Below are 18,141 nucleotides of genomic sequence, written 5' to 3'. Positions count from 1 at the left end.
TGCAGACAGTATGTCAAAATTGGATTTGAGTAAATTTGAGAAGAAAATGATCATACGCAATACAAGGGCTGAAGATATTGATAAAATCATAGCCCTGCAGGAGCTATGCTTTCCCGGGATGGATCCGTGGAAGCGGGAGCATCTGGAGAGCCATCTGGAAGTCTTCCCGGAGGGCCAGTTTGTCGCAGAATATGATGGCGATATCATCGGGTCCTGTTCCAGCCTGATCATCAATTTCGATGAATATGATGACAGGCATTCGTGGAGCGATGTGACGGATAATGGCTATATTACGAACCATAATCAGGATGGGTATAATTTATACGGCATTGAAGTAATGGTGCACCCGGATTTCCGGCGCATGAAAATCGGCTACCGCCTGTATGAGGCACGGAAAGAACTGGTGCGGCAGATGAACCTGAAAAGCATCATCATTGGCGGCAGGATCCCGAACTATCATAAATATGCCGGGGAAATGAGCCCGCGCGAGTATGTAAGCGAGGTATCCCGCCATAAAATTTATGATCCGGTCCTCTCATTCCAGCTCCTGAATGAGTTCACTCTCATGCGGATCAATCCTAATTATCTGCCGGATGATGTCCAGTCCAACAAATATGCGACCCTGATGGAATGGAATAATGTCGACTACCTGCCAACAACGAAAAGATTCTATAAAACAAGCTATCCAGTAAGGATTTGTGTGGTTCAGTACATGATGAGGCAAATCAGTTCATTTGATGATTTTGCAAACCAGGTGGAATATTTTACAGACGTCGCCTCAGATGCAGGGGCCGATTTTGCGGTTTTCCCTGAGATATTCACCACGCAGCTGATGTCATTCCTTGATGAAAAGTCACCCAGCCTTGCAGTGCGGAGGGTTACAGAGTACACAGAAGAATATATCGAGCTGTTTACCGATCTGGCTGTCAGATATAATGTCAATATCATCGGCGGCTCCCATTTCGTCAAAGAGGATGATGATGAAATCTACAATATTGCCTATCTTTTCCGGAGAGATGGCACGATTGAAAAGCAATATAAGCTCCATATCACCCCGAATGAGCGTAAATGGTGGGGGATCAGCCGCGGGGATGAAGTGAAGGTATTCGATACAGACTGCGGAAGGATTGCGATCCAGATCTGCTATGATATTGAATTCCCTGAGCTTGCCAGGATCGCAGCAGATAAAGGCGCAAAGATTATTTTTACCCCGTTTTGTACAGAAGACCGCCAAGGCTATCTGCGTGTCAAGTACTGTGCACAGGCAAGAGCGGTCGAAAATCAAATCTATACGGTCATTTCGGGAACGGTCGGGAACTTGCCGCAAACGGAGAATATGGATATCCAATATGCGCAGTCAGGCATTTTTGCGCCGTCAGACTTTGAGTTTGCAAGGGATGGCATCGTCGGAGAGACCAATCCCAATATCGAAATGGTGCTGATCGGGGATGTGGACCTTGAAATCCTCAGGCGCCAGCGCCAGGACGGGACAGTCCGCCAGCTGAAGGACCGGCGCCATGATATCTATAAGATTCATTACAAAAAATAACATCAGCAGCCTGCCTTTCACTGGCAGGCCTTTTTCTATATAATATAATTGCGGAAAATTGTCGTGAAAGCTCGAAAGGTTTCAGGAGGAAATTCGCGGGCCGCAGCAGAATGTATAAAATAAACAGTCCCTGTGAAGGGATGAACAAGTACATAACACATAAGCAGAACGAGCGCCAGATGCTTTACTGCAATCAGCCTGTTGAGAGGCAGCCGGGAGGTAAAGAGATGGACTGGAAACAAAAAGCGGAAAAATGGCTTGGATATGCAAATATGGACAGCAGCCTGCAGCAGGAGCTGGCAGAGCTTCGCTTGGATGACAGCAGGATGGAGGATGCCTTCTATAAAGATCTGGAATTCGGCACAGGCGGCATGAGGGGAGAAATCGGCCCCGGCACGAACAGAATGAACATCTATACGGTCAGGAAGGCAGCAGCCGGACTTGCTGCCTATATTGAAACATACGGGGCAGAAGCTAAAAAAAGAGGCGCGGCAATCGCGTACGATTCGCGCTATATGTCAAAGGAATTTGCAATGGAGACGGCTAAAACGCTGGCAACGCGCGGAATCCGTGCTTATGTATTCAATGGTTTGAGGCCAACGCCTGAGTTATCCTTTGCGGTCCGCTATCTGCAGGCATTTGCCGGTGTTGTGATCACCGCAAGCCATAACCCGCCTGAATATAATGGCTATAAGGTATACGGCGAGGATGGCGCACAGCTGCCTCCTGAAAGCGCAGACATCGTCATAGAAAAAGTCAATGAAATTGAAAATGAGCTGCTGATAGAGGCGGCTGAAGAAGAAACTCTGCTGGAGCAGGGGCTCATTACGATGATCGGGGAGGAAGTGGACCAGGCTTATCAGGAAAAGCTCAAAACCATTTCTGAAAATCCGGCCCTCGGCAGTGAAACAGACATAAAAGTAGTATTTACCCCGCTGCATGGCACCGCCGGTAAGCCAGTGCAGGACATACTGGCAGCAATGGATTACAGGCATGTTTATACGGTTGAGGAGCAGGCTGTTCCAGACCCGGGCTTCTCAACTGTCAAAAGCCCGAACCCGGAAGAGCATGCCGCATTTGAACTCGCAATCAAGCTCGGCAATGAGGTTGGGGCAGATCTTCTGATCGCAACAGATCCTGACGCAGACAGGCTTGGAATCGCAGTCAAGGATGACAGAGGGGAATATACCGTTCTGACCGGGAATCAGACCGGCGCCATTCTGCTTCACTATATTCTGAACGAGAAGAAAGCAAAGGGAACGCTTCCTTCCAATGGAGCGATGCTGAAAACGATTGTTACATCGGAACTGGGTGCAAAAATTGCCGAGTCCCATGATGTAGAGGTCATGGATGTGCTTACGGGCTTTAAATTCATCGCTGAGAAAATCAATGCTTTCTATAAAGAAAACAGCTACAAATTCCTGTTCGGCTACGAAGAGAGCTATGGCTATCTGATCGGCGATTTTGCCCGTGATAAAGATGCCGTCCAGGCTGCCCTTCTGGCGACAGAAGCATGCGCTTTCTACAAGAAAAAGGGTATGTCGCTGTACGATGCACTGATGGCTATCTACAAGGAATATGGCTATTATCTGGAAGGGCTCAGATCTCTCACCCTTAAAGGGAAGCAGGGGGCCGAGCTGATCCAGGAAACGCTGGCTTCCTTCCGAAGAGATCCGATTGAAAGCCTGGGTGAATGGAAGGTCCTGAGGATGGAGGATTATCTGACAGGCCTTGCAAAGCCGGCCACAGGCGAGGAAGAACCAATCGGCCTGCCGAAGTCCAATGTCATCAAGTATCTTTTTGAGGACGGTTCATGGATCTGCCTGCGTCCTTCCGGAACAGAGCCGAAGATCAAATTCTATTTCGGAGTCAACAGCACAGGACTGGAAGAGAGCAGGGAAAAGCTGGCAAAGCTTGAAAACGAGTTCATGAATCTGATTGATGAAAAAATGAAAAAGCTTGAAGAGGCCAAGAAGGCCTGACCAAAGAAAAGGCGGCCGTTCTGCAGAGCAGAATCCGCCTTTTCTTCTGCGCATTTTTAATAAAGAAGCTGCAACTTTAGCCGCAGACGCTCCTCATCCAAAATGCGAAGGCCGAACTGTTCACAAAGCTTTATAATAAAGAGAGTAAAAATGGGAGGCACGACTATGACCATGGAAGACCGGCTTTCTGAAGTGAAAATATTAAAAGGAATCGCAGAGCTTCTCAATGAGGGGACGGATATAAAGTCAGTTTTGCCGGAAGTGCTGAAGAAGCTGCTTGAAGTGACAAATCTGGAAACAGGCTGGATCTTTCTGATTGATGGGGAAGGAGGATATCATCTTGCCGCAAAAGAGCGGCTTCCGCAGGCCTTGTCCTTAAATCACTATGCGCCAATGTGCCAGGGAGGCTGCTGGTGCGTTGACAGATTCAATAATGGCAAGCTGAATAAGGCGACCAATATTATCGGCTGCAAGCGGATTGAAGAAGCGATTGAAGAGGGGCGCGGAGATACGAATGGGCTGACCCACCATGCCAGTGTCCCCTTGAGGGCAGGGGAAGAGAGGTTCGGCATTCTTAATATCGGCTCCCCTCATAAAACCAGATTCTCTGATGGGGAGCTGGCATTGTTGGAATCAGTTGCGTTTCAAATAGGCACGGCCCTTAAACGGATTGCCCTGACCCAGAGGGAGCAGGAATTGGCTCTTACGGCTGAGAGGAACAGGCTTGCAAGAGACTTGCATGACTCTGTCAATCAGCTGCTGTTTTCTGTGAATTTAACGGCAAGGGGCGGGATGGAAATGGCCGAAGGGGCTGAAGTGAAGGAAACATTTTCTTACATACAAGATCTTGCCCAGGAGGCGCTCAGCGAGATGAGGGCACTGATCTGGCAGCTTCGCCCGCGCGGCCTTGAGAACGGGCTTGTCAGCGCCCTGAAGAATTATGGCCAGATGCTCGGCCTACAGGTAGAGGCAGAAGTAAAAGGAATCATTGCCCTCCCGGGGAAAATTGAAGAAGCATTGTGGAGAATGGGGCAGGAAGCCTTCGGAAACTGCAAGAAGCACTCAGGCAAGGATATGGTGCGGCTTTTTGTGGAGAAAGACAGCAGCAGAGTCACAATGATCATAAAGGATGCAGGCTGCGGATTCTACTATCATAAAGGAAAAGGCCTGCCTACTATGGGACTGAACAGTATGAAGGCAAGGACAGAAATGCTTAGCGGCAGTTTCTCTATCAAAACTGCGCCAGGCAAAGGGACAGAAATACAGATTAGCATACCAATTTAAGGGGGATTATGATGAAAGTGCGCGTGCTGGTGGCTGATGACCACCATGTTGTCAGAAGGGGTCTGATTTTTTTCCTTAAGACGCAGAAGGAGATTGAAATTGCCGGGGAGGCAAAGGACGGGCTGGAGGCAGTCGAGCAGACAGGGAGACTAAAGCCGGATATAGTCCTCATGGACCTGGATATGCCGAATATGAATGGGATAGAGGCAACAAGAATGATCAAACAGAAATACCCGGAAACAAAGGTTCTGATGCTAACCAGCTTTTCCGATCAGGACCATGTCATTCCGGCACTTGAGGCAGGGGCTTCCGGATACCAGCTGAAGGATATTGAACCGGATGAGCTTGTCAGGGCGATCGTCCAGGTTACGCAAGGGGAAAATCAGCTGCATCCAAAGGCAACCTCCCACCTGCTGTCACATCTGTCCAATAAGGATAAGAAGAAAAGCCCCATAGATGAACTGACAAAAAGGGAACTCGATGTATTGAAGGAGATAGCGAAAGGGAAAAGCAACAAAGAAATCGCTGCCTCCCTTTTTATCACAGAGAAAACGGTCAAGACACATGTATCCAATCTGCTGTCAAAGCTCGAGATCTCGGACCGGACGCAGGCAGCACTGCTGGCTGTGAGGGAGAAGCTTGTTTAATACGGCTCCATCCAAAGTTGTAGGTGCCTGAATTTTCAGTTAGACTAAATGTGTATGTAACATTAAAACAAAGCGACGATTTCCGCGGTGCAGTCTCTCCCTATAATAAGAACATAGAGAAGCTACAGAAAAGGAGAGAGAACTAGCATGAAAATTGCAGTATTTAGCGGAAGTCCACGAAAAAAGGGCAGAACAGGAATCGCTGCCCGGTATATTGCGAAAAAGTACGGAGCAGACCTGATTGATTTAAGCCTGGGTGAGATTCCCCTTTACAGCGGGGAGCAGCACCAGTACGAGCTGACGGCTGTAAAGGAGCTGCGCCAGAGGGCTGCAGAGGCAGACGGGATCGTTCTTGCTTCGCCTGAATACCACAGCGCCATGAGCGGCGTGCTGAAAAACGCCCTTGATTTTCTGAGCAGTGATCAGTTCGCACATAAGCCGGTTGCACTGCTCGCTGTATCCGGCGGAGGAAAAGGGGGCATTAATGCCCTGAATAATATGAGGACTGTTGGAAGAGGGGTCTATGCAAATGTGATCCCAAAACAGCTTGTGCTTGATCCTCACTGCTTTGATTACGATAATGACGGGCTGAACGAGGAGCCGGCAGCTCTCGTCGATCAGCTGATGGATGAACTGAAACTTTATGTAAATGGCTATGTCCAGATGAAAGGCAAGTAAGGAAAAAGCATGAATGGATTGTACCGCGATCGTCGCTTCTGCTTTATTGTTGCTGCCAATATTCTGTCTTCCATCGGGTCTGGGATTACCATGATTGCGATTCCCTGGCTGCTTGCATCCGGTGAAAACGGCGGGAAGGTTTTCGGTTATGCGGCCATAGCCATGACCATCATCAATTTTGCTGTAACACCGTTTTTTGGCCAGCTGATTGACCGCTTTTCCCGCAAAAGGATACTTTTGTTCGGGGAAGGAGCAGGCTTTATCATAATCGCTGCTTTTTCCGCAGCCGGCTATTTTGGACTCGATTATGAAACAGTTCATCTAATCATTCTGTACGGGGCTGGAAGCCTTTATTATACATTGTTTTATCCCGCCATCTTTGCATTCAACCAGGAAATTTTCGACCCTTCCCACTATAGAAGGCTCAATGGCGCCATGGAGATTCAGGGCCAGCTTTCAAGCGTGGCAGCGGGGGCGCTTGCAGCGGCCATCATATCCACTGTCCCTCTGGAGCGGCTGCTGCTGATTGATGCTTTGACCTATCTGGGAGCATTTGGGCTGTTTTGGCTGATTCCTTATACCTCAGGAGAAAATTCTGTTAAACAGCAGGGGAAAGTGAAAGCTGGAGGCGGTCTGCTGTTTCTTAAAGCAAGTCCGGTGCTGTTTGTCTTCCTTTTTGCTTCAATGATGCCTTTTATTGGCGTCATGGTGACCAATTATCTGTTCCCTGTTTATATCGCGGATATTCTGCAGGCTGATGCTTCGGTATATGGAACCCAAAGCATGATTTATGGGATAGGAGCCGCATTGGCCGGACTCGCTGTTCCGGCCATCGCTTCCCGGTGGGGCAATGAAAGGTCGATGATTCTGACGATCGGTGCCTATACAGCAGCCATTTCGGTCATTGTTTTTATAAAAGATGTTCCTGTCTTCTTGTCCTTAGCGATCTTCCTTGCCTTTGGCAATGCTGGAACAAGAGTGGCCAGGAATGCACTGATGATGGAAAGGGTGCCGAATCATCTGATCGGCAGGACAGACAGCCTTTTCCGGTCCATGGGGCTTTTAATCCGGACGCTGCTGCTGCTTGTTTTTACCGGGCTGTCAGGAGCCCCCAGCATAGCTTTCAGTTTTTATATTCTATCCTTCCTGCTTATTTTTTCCTTCGCAGCAGCTGTTATTGCAGGAAAGCTGCTCCAGGAAGGACAGCAGGAGAAAACAATAGGGGAAGCAAAGGAAAACACGGCCTGATTGACCGTGTTTTTTTGGTGGAATTCTTTTGGTTATATTGACAAAGGCTCCTTGAACAGGCTGTCCTCTGAAATTTCATTTGCATGATCGATATATCTCAGCAAAGAATACAAATGCTTTTCGATCATGGAATAGTCTTTTTCAAAGTTATACGCATGCAGGAAATGCTCAATTTTCTTGGAAAGGAACTGGTCCTGGGTTCGGACCATTAATATCAGGAGATTATCCCATTCTGAACGGTGTGTGTAGTATAACGCCCGGTCATAATCGACTTTATTCATCTGGCTCACCCTCCTATGTTGAGGAGATGATATTAGTTTGCGCCCTTCAGTACAGATTTCTCTCAGCAAATCTTGGTCTTCCTGATACAGCGCGTCTTTCATCTTTTACCTGTATAGAACAAGCAGTGCAGGATACTTCTCTGCAGTAAATGACCATGCATAAAGTCTGCAGTTCTGAAGAAAGCTAATGAAAAAGATGGAGGATTGAAAAATGAAAAAACATTTTCTTTCTATGCTGCTTTTTGGATTCTTATTATCAGCACTTGCTTCTCCGGCAGCCCTGGCTGTGCAGAAGCCTGATTATGAAAAATTCGGCCGCATAGCGACTTTCGTGATCAAAGAGGATTATCCCGGGGAAGAAGTCGTCGACTACCAGTACCAGGGGCGCCAGGCATTATCAGAGAATACGGCAGCAGATCTGTTCGATTTTCAGGTAAAAGAAGGACAGAAAACAAAGACAGTTGTCGTAAGGGTGTCGCATGACACTGTCAATGATAAATTGATCAGCTTGTCGGTGGAAGAGAAAAAGTAGGCACTAAGGGACTCAGGATGCAGAGTCCCTTTTTATTGATTCATCAATCCCGTCCTTCTCTCATAAATTGAGATAAGAAGATGAAGGAGGAGAGATGATGAGAGACACCGACCGCAAAGGCCTTGAGCATGCCATACAGGAAATAACCGAGATTGCCACGGGTTTCGGCTTGGATTTTTATCCGATGCGGTATGAAATATGCCCTGCCGATATCATTTATACATTTGGCGCCTACGGGATGCCCACACGATTTTCCCACTGGAGCTTTGGCAAGCAGTTTTATAAGATGAAGCTTCATTATGACCTTGGCCTATCAAAAATATATGAGCTTGTCATCAATTCAGATCCCTGCTACGCGTTTCTGCTTGACTCGAATTCGCTTATCCAGAATAAACTGATTGTGGCCCACGTCCTGGCCCACTGCGACTTTTTCAAGAACAATATCCGTTTCCAGAATACAAAAAGGGACATGGTGGAGAGCATGTCTGCAACAGCAGAAAGGATCCGCCAGTATGAAATCGAGCATGGGAAGCATGAGGTGGAAACCTTCCTGGATGCTGTGCTAGCCATCGAGGAGCATATTGATCCAAGCCTGATGCGGCCGAAGCTTGCCTGGAGCGCGGAAGACTTTGAATATGAAGAAGAGGAAGCACCGGCTGCGACTCCTTACGATGATCTCTGGAATCTGGACAGCAGAAGCAAAAAGAAGCCTGAGAAGAAAAAGAAGCTGAAGAAAATTCCCCCGCAGCCTGAAAAGGACCTCCTGCTGTTTATTGAATCATACAGCCGGGAGCTTACAGACTGGCAGCGGGATATACTGACGATGATGCGCGAGGAAATGCTGTATTTCTGGCCGCAGCTGGAAACGAAGATCATGAACGAAGGCTGGGCATCCTTCTGGCACCAGAGGATCCTCCGCGAGATGGATCTGACCAGCGATGAATCCATTGAATTTGCGAAGCTTAACGCAGGGGTGGTACAGCCTTCGAGGACTAATATCAATCCGTATTATCTTGGCCTGAAAATTTTCGAGGATATTGAAGACCGCTATGACAATCCTTCAGAGGAAATGAAAAAGCGCGGCGTCCAAAGCGGATCCGGCAGGGAGAAGATGTTTGAAGTGCGCGAAGTCGAATCAGATATCTCCTTCCTGCGCAATTACCTGACAAAGGATCTTGTCATGCGGGAGGATATGTATCTGTTTCAGAAGCAGGGGAAGGATTATAAGATCGTCGACAAAGGCTGGGAAGAGGTAAGGGATCAGCTTGTCAGCATGAGGGTCAATGGAGGGTTCCCATACTTAACAGTCGCAGACGGAGACTATCTGAAAAACGGGGAGCTGTACTTAAAGCACGGATTTGAAGGAATTGAACTGGATCTGAAGTACCTTGAGAAAGTCCTTCCTTATGTTCATCAGCTCTGGGGGCGCAGCGTCAATCTCGAAACGATCGTTGAGGGCAAGCAGATGCTGTTTACCTATGACGGGAAAGGGATACACAGGAAGTATTTGTAGGGATAAAAAAAACGGGGAGCCGTTCGGCTTCCCTTTCTTTTGGGCAAAATCCGTTAAAAAAAAAAGGATTTACAGGGAAATTAAACGAAATGTGCTTCTAAGAAGAAAAATGGAGGTACAGATCCATGAGGAATAGGAGCTTATCTATTTTTGGAGCTGCAGTTCTACTGGCCATTTTATTCATCCTGACCAATCCTTCAAAACAGGACTATCTGGAATTTAGTGAGAAGCAAACTGGAGAACCGCCTCCGGCAATCGTTAAAGCAGAGAGAACGAATTTTCTTTTTTTCTCTTTTTATACGCCAAATGTCCACCATGAACAGGGTATCACACATTTGGGGATCTTCAGCGGTTTTCATCAGGTATCTGATGGTCAATTTGATGATCCATGGTGGATGAAGTTGCTTGATTTTTTCAAGTGAAATCCTTCTGCATGTCATTTCTTTTTTTCTGGCCCTCCATAAGGAAGAGGAAAGCATATTGCAAAAATCCAACAAAACGAAAAAAAGCTTCTATAAGTTCCATCACTCATTTCCTCTCATACTGCCCGTTTATTAAAAAGATATGAGAGCAATTGGCTGCTAAATACATCAGGGCCTGCTGGCTTCTTTTTTTTTTTTTTTTAAAATTACTTGTAAATTTCAACTAAAAGTATTATAAATTAATTATAAGAACTTTATTTATACATAAATTTACTCAATTTTGTAAACTAAGGAGAGGTTATTATGTTGGATGTCATCATTATTGGTTCTGGGCCTTATGGAATTTCACTTGCTGCCCATGCATTGGGAAATGGTCTTTCTTATAAAATTTTTGGATATCCTATGGATTTTTGGAAAAATCAAATGCCGCAGGATATGTTTATCCGAACCCCGCATGATTTTGTGAGTTTTTCTGATCCTGAGGATAAGTGGACAGTACATCAATTTGCAGCGGAAACAGGGATACAGCTTGTGACTCCTCTTCCGCGTACGATTTTTACACAATATGCCAGCTGGTTTGCGGAGAAAGCAGGAATCATATTTACTCCTCAATTAATCACTCATGTTTCCTTTAAGGAAGGCATCTATGAAGTTGTTTCAGATTCAGGCGAAAAGCATTTTGCCAGAAATGTAGTTGTTGCAACGGGAGTTGAACATTATAAATACTTGCCGGAAATGGTTAAAAATTTTTCCCCGAAGCTGGTTTCCCATACTTCCGGATACACAGACTTCTCCGCTTTTAAGGATAAAAAGGTTATCGTGCTCGGAAGTGGACAGAGTGCATGGGAAGCAGCCGGTCTATTAAAGCGTGAGGGAGCAGAGGTGGAGCTGGTGTACAGAGCCGCATCACCTAATTATGCCGGAAGCAGAGAAGCTGAGATAGAACTGAGGGATCTGGGTAATGTATTCTTCCATCTCACTGATGATGAAAAGAAAGAAGAATGGGGCCAGTCGCCAGGGAGTATTGCCCATTTCTTAAAACCATATGTCGACGGAATCGTTCCCCAAAGGGCAAATGTACAAATTCAACAGATAAAAGAACAGGATGGCCAGTTGCTGTTAAAGTTGTCTGATGGGACAGAAAAGCTGGCGGACCATCTCCTGTCAGCTTCAGGGTTTCATATCGATTTAGACAAAGCCTATTTTATCAATGCCGAATTGCGTGAGCAAATTGACAGGGAACAAGGTTTTTCCCAGTTCCCAAGATTGAGTGAGTCATTTGAATCGAATATACCTGGACTTTATTTTGCAGGTCCCCTTTCATCCCATAGTCATGGTCCGACATTCAGATTTATATTAGGCCTTAGAAAAACAGCTTGCTCCATCATTTCCGGCATCACGGAAACGAAGAAAAAAAAGATTGCATTGATATAGGGAGGGACTAGCATGAGAGAATCATTTCAATCCATTACCAGAAGCTTTGGACTGCTGAACAAAGTGTGCTGTTCTGTAGATGGAATAGATGTATCCGCGATTCAAAGCCATATCCTTTATGAAATAAGCGTCAATCATAATCCGTCCATGCAGTATGTCGCTGATCTTCTGGGTGTGGAAATTGCCACTTTTTCGAGGCAGATTCAGACATTAAGCAAAATGGGGCTGGTTGAAAAGCTTCCATCCAAAGAAGATAAAAGGGCGAGCATCCTTTCATTGACAGACTCAGGAAAGAAGGTTGCAGATGGCATTGATGAGCAGGTGAATACCTATCTGGAAGATGTCTTTGCCCGTATGAATGATTTTGAGCGGGATATTGTCCAGCGATCCGTCCGCCTTCTGGCGAATGTCATGACAGAATCCCCGGTATGCTGCGGAGACAGGAAAGACAATAAAGGCTGTTAAAAATTTTGCTTAAATAGAGGAGGACATATGATGAAGAGGGTTAATGAGGGGCAATTGCCTGTTGCGATTATTGGAGGAGGTCCGGTCGGTCTTGCAGCAGCAGCCCATTTAGTGAAAAAAGAAGAGCCATTTATATTATTTGAATCCGGTGATGGTGCGGGTTCCAGCATAAAGGAATGGAGCCATGTCAGAATGTTCTCCCCCTGGCAGTACAATGTGGATGCAGCAGCGAAGGAATTGCTGGAGGCATCAGGATGGGAAGCTCCGGATGATCAAGAGCTGCCTGCAGGCAAGGAGCTTATCGAGCGGTATCTGCTTCCTTTAAGCAGCCTTCCGGCCATAAAGAAAAACATTTTATTACAAGCAAAAGTCACCGGTATCGCAAGAAAAGCACACGATAAACTCAAAACGGGAAAGAGGGACAGCGCTCCATTTCAAATCTATGTGGATGTTGAAGATTCCACAGAATTATTCGAAGCGAGAGCCGTAATTGACTGCTCAGGTACATGGACTAATCCCAATCCTATATTATCGAATGGAATCTGGACGAAGTCAGAAAGAACGCTGAGAGACCGCATTCATTATGGTATCCCTGATATTCAAAAGCAGGGAAGCAAATATAAAAATAAAACCATTGCAGTGGTGGGCAGCGGCCATTCTGCCATTAACGGCCTCCTTGAACTGGCGAGGCTTAAAGAAGAATATCCTGATACAGCTATTCACTGGATACTTCGAAAAAAGCATATAGCTGAAGTGTATGGCGGGCAGGAAAACGATGGGCTGCCTGCCCGCGGAGAACTCGGTATCAGAATTCAGCAGCTTGTGGAGTCTGGGGCTGTGGAGGTTTTAACTCCGTTTCATATCAGCAAGGTCCAATCAGTCAACGGTAAACTAGCCTTAATCGGAGAACTGAATGGAGAAGAGATGTCCATTGGGGATATTGATGAAATTGTGGCAGGCACGGGGTTCCGGCCGGATACAGCATTCCTGCATGAAGTGAGGCTGCAGCTGGATGCTGCAGTAGAAAGTGCCGGGGAACTTGCACCGCTGATAGATCCGAATATCCATAGCTGCGGGACCGTCCGGCCGCATGGGGAAAAGGAACTGCGCCAGCCTGAGAAGGACTTCTATATTGCAGGCATGAAGAGCTATGGCAGGGCCCCGACTTTCCTGCTTGCGACAGGCTATGAACAGGTCCGTTCCATAGTAGCGTATCTAACCGGCGATAAAGAAGGCGCAAAAGAAGTGCAGCTTGAGCTGCCCGAGACAGGGGTGTGCAGCACGAATATCCAATCAAGCTGCTGTGTGTCTGACACCATGGCTGCGAGCGCCGGCCAGGAATCTTGCTGCGGACCTGCCGTTGTCGCTTCGCTGGAATTAAAAAATTTATAAGTCAGCACAAAGGACCAGCCAAACATGACTGGTCCTTTTGAAAGGGGAGGGCAGAATGCAGACTGACAGGCAGACTATAATAGGCATGGCCCTTTTGACCGCAATCTGTATGGCTGGTGATTCTATGCTTTATATTGTTTTGCCGGTCCATTGGAAAGAAGCGGGGCTTTCATCTTTGATCCAGGTCGGCGTATTACTTTCTGTTAACCGCTTTGTGAGACTGCCGCTGAATCCGCTCATTGGTTTTTTCTTTAAAAAGGTCACATTTCGAAATGCGATGTACATAGCTGTTATTTTTAGCGGCATCACGACCTTAGGATATGGTGTGGTGAAAGATTTTGAATTGTGGATTCTTCTTCGGTCAATCTGGGGGTTCTGCTGGTCCATATTTAAGATTGGAGCTTATTTATTGATATTACAGCTGGCAGCGGACAGCAATCGGGGCCAGCTCATGGGGTTGTATAACGGGCTGTACAGGCTCGGAAGCCTGTTCGGCATGCTTCTAGGGGGTCTGTTTGCTGATTTGTTCGGGATGTCAGCCATCAGTATGATATTAGGGTTTTCTGTTTTCATCATTCTTCCTTTCCTGCATCTATTTCTTCCTGAGGCTCTGCATACAAATACGCCAAAACAAACAGGACCAACCATATATGAAAATGTGAAGCTGCTTAAGGAACCAGAATTAATCAGGATTTTTCTGACAGCCTTCCTGGTGATGATGCTTCTTGATGGGATGCTGACAGCAAGCTTAAGCCATTTGATTGAAATTCAATACTCAGATCAAGTCAATATCCATGGGCTGGCCATAGGGGCAGCTGCTTTAGCTGGCATTATGCAGGCAATCAGATGGGGAATTGCTCCTTTCGTCGTGTCAAAAGTAGGATCTGCATTGGACAGAACAGATGAAAAACACAAGATACTGCTGTCATTTTTAGGTGTGGCTGCGATTCTTCTGGCGGTGATTCCCCTGCATCTGCCGATTGCAGTATGGCTGCCTTTTTTACTTTTGCATCTGCTGACCTCTTCAAGTCTTATTACCGTGATGGATACACTTATGTCTCAATATTGTTCTAAGTCTTCAGGGAAAGTCTTTTTTATGACATCTTATACAATCGTAATTGATCTGGGAGCAGCTGTAGGGCCAATCTCTGGATATTCGTTAGAAAAGCAATAGGAATGGCAAATGTTTTTTGGCTGGCTTCAGGCATCATGCTGCTAATCATCTTTATGTGGAAATTTTTTAAACCCACAGAATTATCCTGTGCCAATTGAGGCAGGTTAACGAAAGGTAGGTAAGCATGTGCGTGATGAGATAGGAGATCGCATCAAGCGGTTCAGCGAAACTGGCGTTTGAGTCAAGCGCAGGTCTTGGCTTAAGTAAGAAATGTGAAAATGAAGGCAGCTCCTGTTAAAATTCAAAAATAGAAAGCACACATCTGCAGTTTCAGATGTGTGCTTTTCCTTTGCCGCCAAAGCTTTTACACTTCAGGCATTGGGGTAGGAGTTGATTCAATCCCTGTCCCTTTATATTTCTCATCGATCATTGTACGGATATCCTTAAGAGGTGTCCCTTTATTAAACTCTGATTTAGCCTCACGGGCTATGTCTACACAGACCCCTCAGCCAAAGCCCATTGTATCAAGGGAAACGGTGCTGCCGCTGACACTGTCAACAAAGCAATTGGTATTGCTTTCGTGGCCATCTTCCTCGTAGCAGCCGCAATAGCATGGCATATAATTAAGTACCTCGGGATGCTCGACTGCAAACTGATAAGCTTCCAGTATTTCCGGGCTGTCTGTGTAAGTGGTCACGGCCGCCCAATCATTGCTTCCCAGGGTATAAGTTAATTCTGGAGCACCCTGATCCTTATGTTCATCTGAATGGCCTGCATGTGAGGAATCCTCCTCTGCAGAAGAACATCCTGCCGCAAGCGTAATAGCAGCAAGAATCGGAAAAATAGATCTCTTCATCGAACCTCCCTCTCTCTTTAAATCTTCTTTTACTATGCTAGCATACAAAAAAACCTCTCAATGAAACAATCCTTATTGAACAAATGTCAGAAAGGATTTTTGCTTTTTCAAAAAATAGACACATACTTCACAGAAATTTTCCCGGAACATTCAAACAATTATTTGACCGTTTGCCAATAATTGCATAAACTAATAATCAAATACATGTTTGAATGTTGAGGTGAAGCTATGAAGCAGAATGACATTTGTGAAGTAAAATGTGTGGATGAAGTAAAAGTTAAACGTATAAAGAAAAGCATTGAAAAAGAAAATACACAGGCAGTTGCGCAAATATTCAAAGCGCTGTCCGATGATACCAGGGTCAAGATTGCTCTTTCCCTTTGCCATGAACAGGAGCTGTGCGTATGTGATGTGGCCAATATTGTCGGCAGTACGACTGCTACAGCCTCCCACCACTTGCGCCTGCTGCGCAATCTTGGTTTGGCAAAATACCGCAAAGAAGGCAAGCTCGTTTATTATTCCCTGGATGATGAGCATGTGAAGCAGCTGATACGGATTGCCTTCGAACATCAAAAGGAGGTGGCCGGCCAATGAGTGAGTCTTTGGGGAAATCTATTGATAAAACGGTCTATAGAGTGCAGGGCTTTTCCTGAGCAGGCTGTGCAGCTAAGTTCGAAAAGAACGTAAAACACCTGGATGGTGTTTCTAATGCAAATGTAAACTTTGGCGCTTCAAAACTGACTGTATACGGAGACGCCACGATTAAGGAACTGGAAAAGGCCGGTGCCTTTGAAAACCTGCGGATCATCCCTGAGAATCAGCGGTTTGAAGAAAAGAAAGAGCCTTTTTGGCAAAAGCATTCTTATGTTATAGCTTCCTTCGTCCTGCTGATTATCGGCTGGGCAGCTGGACACATGAACGGCGAGGAAAGTTTGTTCTCTGCCCTGGCGTACGCAGCTTCAATAGCAATCGGCGGCTGCCGTCTTTTTATTACAGGCTTAAAAAACCTTTTCCGCCTCCAGTTTGATATGAGGACGCTGATGACCATAGCGGTCATTGGTGCAGCATTTATAGGTGAATGGGGGGAAGGGGCCACTGTTGTCATATTATTTGCCATCAGTGAGGCCCTGGAAACCTATTCAATGGATAAAGCACGCCAGTCGATCCGGACGCTGATGGATATATCCCCTAGGGAAGCGCTGATCCGCAGGGGAAATCAGGAACTGATGGTTGAGGTGGAGGATATCCAGCTTGGCGATATCATGATAGTAAAGCCAGGCCAGAAAATTGCGATGGATGGAACAGTGGATAAAGGCTTATCTTCTGTTAATCAAGCTGCCATTACGGGTGAATCTGTCCCTGTGTCAAAAACAAAGGGAGATGAAGTATTCGCTGGGACGATAAATGAAGAAGGTGTCCTTGAAATTAAGGTGACCAAGCGCGTAGAAGATACAACAATTGCCAAAATCATTCATCTTGTTGAAGAAGCCCAGGCCGAAAGAGCCCCTTCACAGGCATTTGTCGACAGATTTGCCAAGTACTACACACCAATTATTATAGTGGTGGCATTCGGTGCGGCAGTTGTTCCGCCTCTATTTTTTGGTGCTGATTGGAGCGAATGGATCTACCAGGGGTTGGCAGTGCTGGTGGTTGGCTGTCCGTGTGCCCTGGTCATTTCAACTCCGGTTGCCATTGTGACGGCGATTGGCAATGCTGCTAAAAATGGAGTACTGATCAAAGGCGGAATCCATCTGGAGGAGATGGGGGGCATAAAAGCCCTGGCATTCGATAAAACAGGGACCCTCACAAAAGGGAGTCCCGCTGTTACAGATTTTATCCCTTCTCCAGGGACTGACTCCAAACAGCTGCTTTCTGCTGTGGCTGCCCTTGAGAACGGCTCCCGGCATCCATTGGCATCAGCCATCATGAAAAAAGCGGAGCAGGAAGGGCTGGACTATCAAAACATTGAAGTGGAGGACTTTGCCTCCATCACGGGAAAAGGAATTAAAGGCAAGATAGGTGGTGAAACCTGCTATGTCGGCAGTCCAAATCTTTTTGATGAAGTACTGCAGAATGGAATTCCTGAAGAATTAAGAACGGTGATACTGGACCTGCAAAACCAGGGCAAGACAGTGATGGCAGCAGGAACTCCTGCTGGAATAATGGGAGTGATTGCTGTTGCAGATGTGCTGAGGGAAAATAGCAGGGATGTCATTCAAAAGCTTCATGCATTAGGAATTGAGAAAACTATTATGCTGACAGGTGATAATCTTGGAACGGCAAAAGCCATTGGAGTCCAAGCGGGGGTAACCGACATCAAAGCCGAATTGCTGCCTGCAGACAAACTTTCCTATATCAAAGACTTGCGGGAGAAATATAAACGTGCCGGCATGGTGGGAGACGGTGTGAATGATGCACCTGCACTGGCTGCTTCAACAGTTGGGATTGCCATGGGAGGCGCTGGTACGGATACAGCTCTTGAAACGGCTGATATTGCACTGATGGCTGATGACCTCGGGAAGCTGCCTTTTACGGTTAAGCTGAGCAGAAAAGCAATGACGATCATCAAGCAGAACATTACATTCTCGCTGGGCATTAAGCTTGTGGCCCTGCTGCTCGTCATTCCCGGCTGGCTTACTTTATGGATTGCCATCTTTGCTGATATGGGCGCAACATTGATTGTCACGCTGAATGGGCTGCGGCTTTTAAGAATAAGGGACAAATAGATCTGCAGGAAGCTTCCC

17 protein-coding genes are annotated in these 18,141 nt (G+C 46.4%); 15 read left to right on the top strand and 2 right to left on the bottom strand.

Annotated elements, in window-relative coordinates; translation table 11 throughout:
• The first annotated feature begins 10 nt into the window (after positions 1 to 10).
• The 6 genes from CYJ37_RS18940 to CYJ37_RS18915 all read left to right on the top strand — a co-directional run bounded on the left by CYJ37_RS18940 (position 11) and on the right by CYJ37_RS18915 (position 7,388).
• Positions 11 to 1,549, top strand: coding sequence for a carbon-nitrogen hydrolase family protein (locus tag CYJ37_RS18940; protein WP_009795062.1), 1,539 nt, complete (start codon positions 11 to 13; stop codon positions 1,547 to 1,549).
• 227 nt (positions 1,550 to 1,776) lie between these two features.
• Positions 1,777 to 3,531 carry a phospho-sugar mutase gene (locus tag CYJ37_RS18935; protein WP_101551156.1) on the top strand — a complete coding sequence of 585 codons (1,755 nt, stop codon included), beginning with the start codon at positions 1,777 to 1,779 and terminating at the stop codon, positions 3,529 to 3,531.
• A 165-nt stretch (positions 3,532 to 3,696) separates the two neighbouring features.
• Complete coding sequence (locus CYJ37_RS18930; protein WP_022543533.1) at positions 3,697 to 4,815, top strand: GAF domain-containing sensor histidine kinase; 1,119 nt, start codon at positions 3,697 to 3,699, stop codon at positions 4,813 to 4,815.
• 11 nt (positions 4,816 to 4,826) lie between these two features.
• Entirely contained in the window at positions 4,827 to 5,462 is a 636-nt protein-coding gene (locus CYJ37_RS18925; protein ID WP_101551060.1) for a response regulator, read from the top strand.
• A 147-nt stretch (positions 5,463 to 5,609) separates the two neighbouring features.
• Positions 5,610 to 6,140, top strand: a complete 531-nt coding sequence (locus CYJ37_RS18920; RefSeq protein WP_009795066.1) for an NADPH-dependent FMN reductase — start codon at positions 5,610 to 5,612, stop codon at positions 6,138 to 6,140.
• 9 nt (positions 6,141 to 6,149) lie between these two features.
• Positions 6,150 to 7,388: an MFS transporter gene (locus CYJ37_RS18915; RefSeq protein ID WP_101551058.1), complete on the top strand. Its 1,239-nt coding sequence runs from the start codon at positions 6,150 to 6,152 to the stop codon at positions 7,386 to 7,388.
• A gap of 32 nt (positions 7,389 to 7,420) precedes the next feature.
• Here CYJ37_RS18915 and CYJ37_RS18910 read toward each other — a convergent pair whose 3' ends face one another.
• Positions 7,421 to 7,669, bottom strand: coding sequence for a YhdB family protein (locus CYJ37_RS18910; protein ID WP_022543534.1), 249 nt, complete (start codon positions 7,667 to 7,669; stop codon positions 7,421 to 7,423).
• Positions 7,670 to 7,880: 211 nt separating this feature from the next.
• Between CYJ37_RS18910 and CYJ37_RS18905 the strand changes: the two genes are divergently transcribed.
• The 7 genes from CYJ37_RS18905 (at position 7,881) to CYJ37_RS18875 (ending at position 14,601) form a co-directional block, all read left to right on the top strand.
• On the top strand, positions 7,881 to 8,201 hold the full coding sequence (locus CYJ37_RS18905; RefSeq protein WP_101551056.1) for a DUF3889 domain-containing protein: 321 nt from the start codon (positions 7,881 to 7,883) through the stop codon (positions 8,199 to 8,201).
• A 97-nt stretch (positions 8,202 to 8,298) separates the two neighbouring features.
• The gene (locus CYJ37_RS18900) at positions 8,299 to 9,714 is read left to right on the top strand and encodes a SpoVR family protein (protein ID WP_009795070.1); all 1,416 of its coding nucleotides are present in this window, start codon (positions 8,299 to 8,301) and stop codon (positions 9,712 to 9,714) included.
• A gap of 125 nt (positions 9,715 to 9,839) precedes the next feature.
• Positions 9,840 to 10,136 carry a hypothetical protein gene (locus CYJ37_RS18895; protein ID WP_101551053.1) on the top strand — a complete coding sequence of 99 codons (297 nt, stop codon included), beginning with the start codon at positions 9,840 to 9,842 and terminating at the stop codon, positions 10,134 to 10,136.
• Positions 10,137 to 10,439: 303 nt separating this feature from the next.
• The gene (locus tag CYJ37_RS18890) at positions 10,440 to 11,570 is read left to right on the top strand and encodes an NAD(P)-binding domain-containing protein (RefSeq protein WP_101551050.1); all 1,131 of its coding nucleotides are present in this window, start codon (positions 10,440 to 10,442) and stop codon (positions 11,568 to 11,570) included.
• A 12-nt stretch (positions 11,571 to 11,582) separates the two neighbouring features.
• Positions 11,583 to 12,035: a MarR family winged helix-turn-helix transcriptional regulator gene (locus tag CYJ37_RS18885; protein ID WP_009795074.1), complete on the top strand. Its 453-nt coding sequence runs from the start codon at positions 11,583 to 11,585 to the stop codon at positions 12,033 to 12,035.
• Between the two features lie 27 nt (positions 12,036 to 12,062).
• Positions 12,063 to 13,427 carry an NAD(P)-binding domain-containing protein gene (locus CYJ37_RS18880; protein WP_094768348.1) on the top strand — a complete coding sequence of 455 codons (1,365 nt, stop codon included), beginning with the start codon at positions 12,063 to 12,065 and terminating at the stop codon, positions 13,425 to 13,427.
• A 55-nt stretch (positions 13,428 to 13,482) separates the two neighbouring features.
• Positions 13,483 to 14,601: an MFS transporter gene (locus CYJ37_RS18875; RefSeq protein WP_257964250.1), complete on the top strand. Its 1,119-nt coding sequence runs from the start codon at positions 13,483 to 13,485 to the stop codon at positions 14,599 to 14,601.
• A 304-nt stretch (positions 14,602 to 14,905) separates the two neighbouring features.
• On the opposite strand, the gene CYJ37_RS18865 is transcribed toward CYJ37_RS18875, so the two are convergent.
• Positions 14,906 to 15,397 carry a PCYCGC motif-containing (lipo)protein gene (locus CYJ37_RS18865; protein ID WP_269147780.1) on the bottom strand — a complete coding sequence of 164 codons (492 nt, stop codon included), beginning with the start codon at positions 15,395 to 15,397 and terminating at the stop codon, positions 14,906 to 14,908.
• 228 nt (positions 15,398 to 15,625) lie between these two features.
• On the opposite strand from CYJ37_RS18865, the gene CYJ37_RS18860 reads away from it, so the two are divergent.
• Positions 15,626 to 15,991 (top strand): ArsR/SmtB family transcription factor, encoded by a 366-nt coding sequence (locus tag CYJ37_RS18860; protein WP_009795078.1) that lies wholly within the window; start codon positions 15,626 to 15,628, stop codon positions 15,989 to 15,991.
• The gene (locus CYJ37_RS18855; RefSeq protein ID WP_101551049.1) at positions 15,988 to 18,123 is read left to right on the top strand and encodes a heavy metal translocating P-type ATPase; all 2,136 of its coding nucleotides are present in this window, start codon (positions 15,988 to 15,990) and stop codon (positions 18,121 to 18,123) included. The genes CYJ37_RS18860 and CYJ37_RS18855 overlap by 4 nt, the downstream gene beginning before the upstream one ends.
• Positions 18,124 to 18,141 lie beyond the last annotated feature (18 nt).

The organism is Bacillus sp. UMB0728 (assembly GCF_002858875.1).
Classification (GTDB): Bacteria; Bacillota; Bacilli; order Bacillales; family Cytobacillaceae; genus Bacillus_AB; species Bacillus_AB infantis.
The sequence above is the reverse complement of the archived record's forward strand: the minus strand, read 5'-3'. Positions and strand labels throughout refer to the sequence as shown.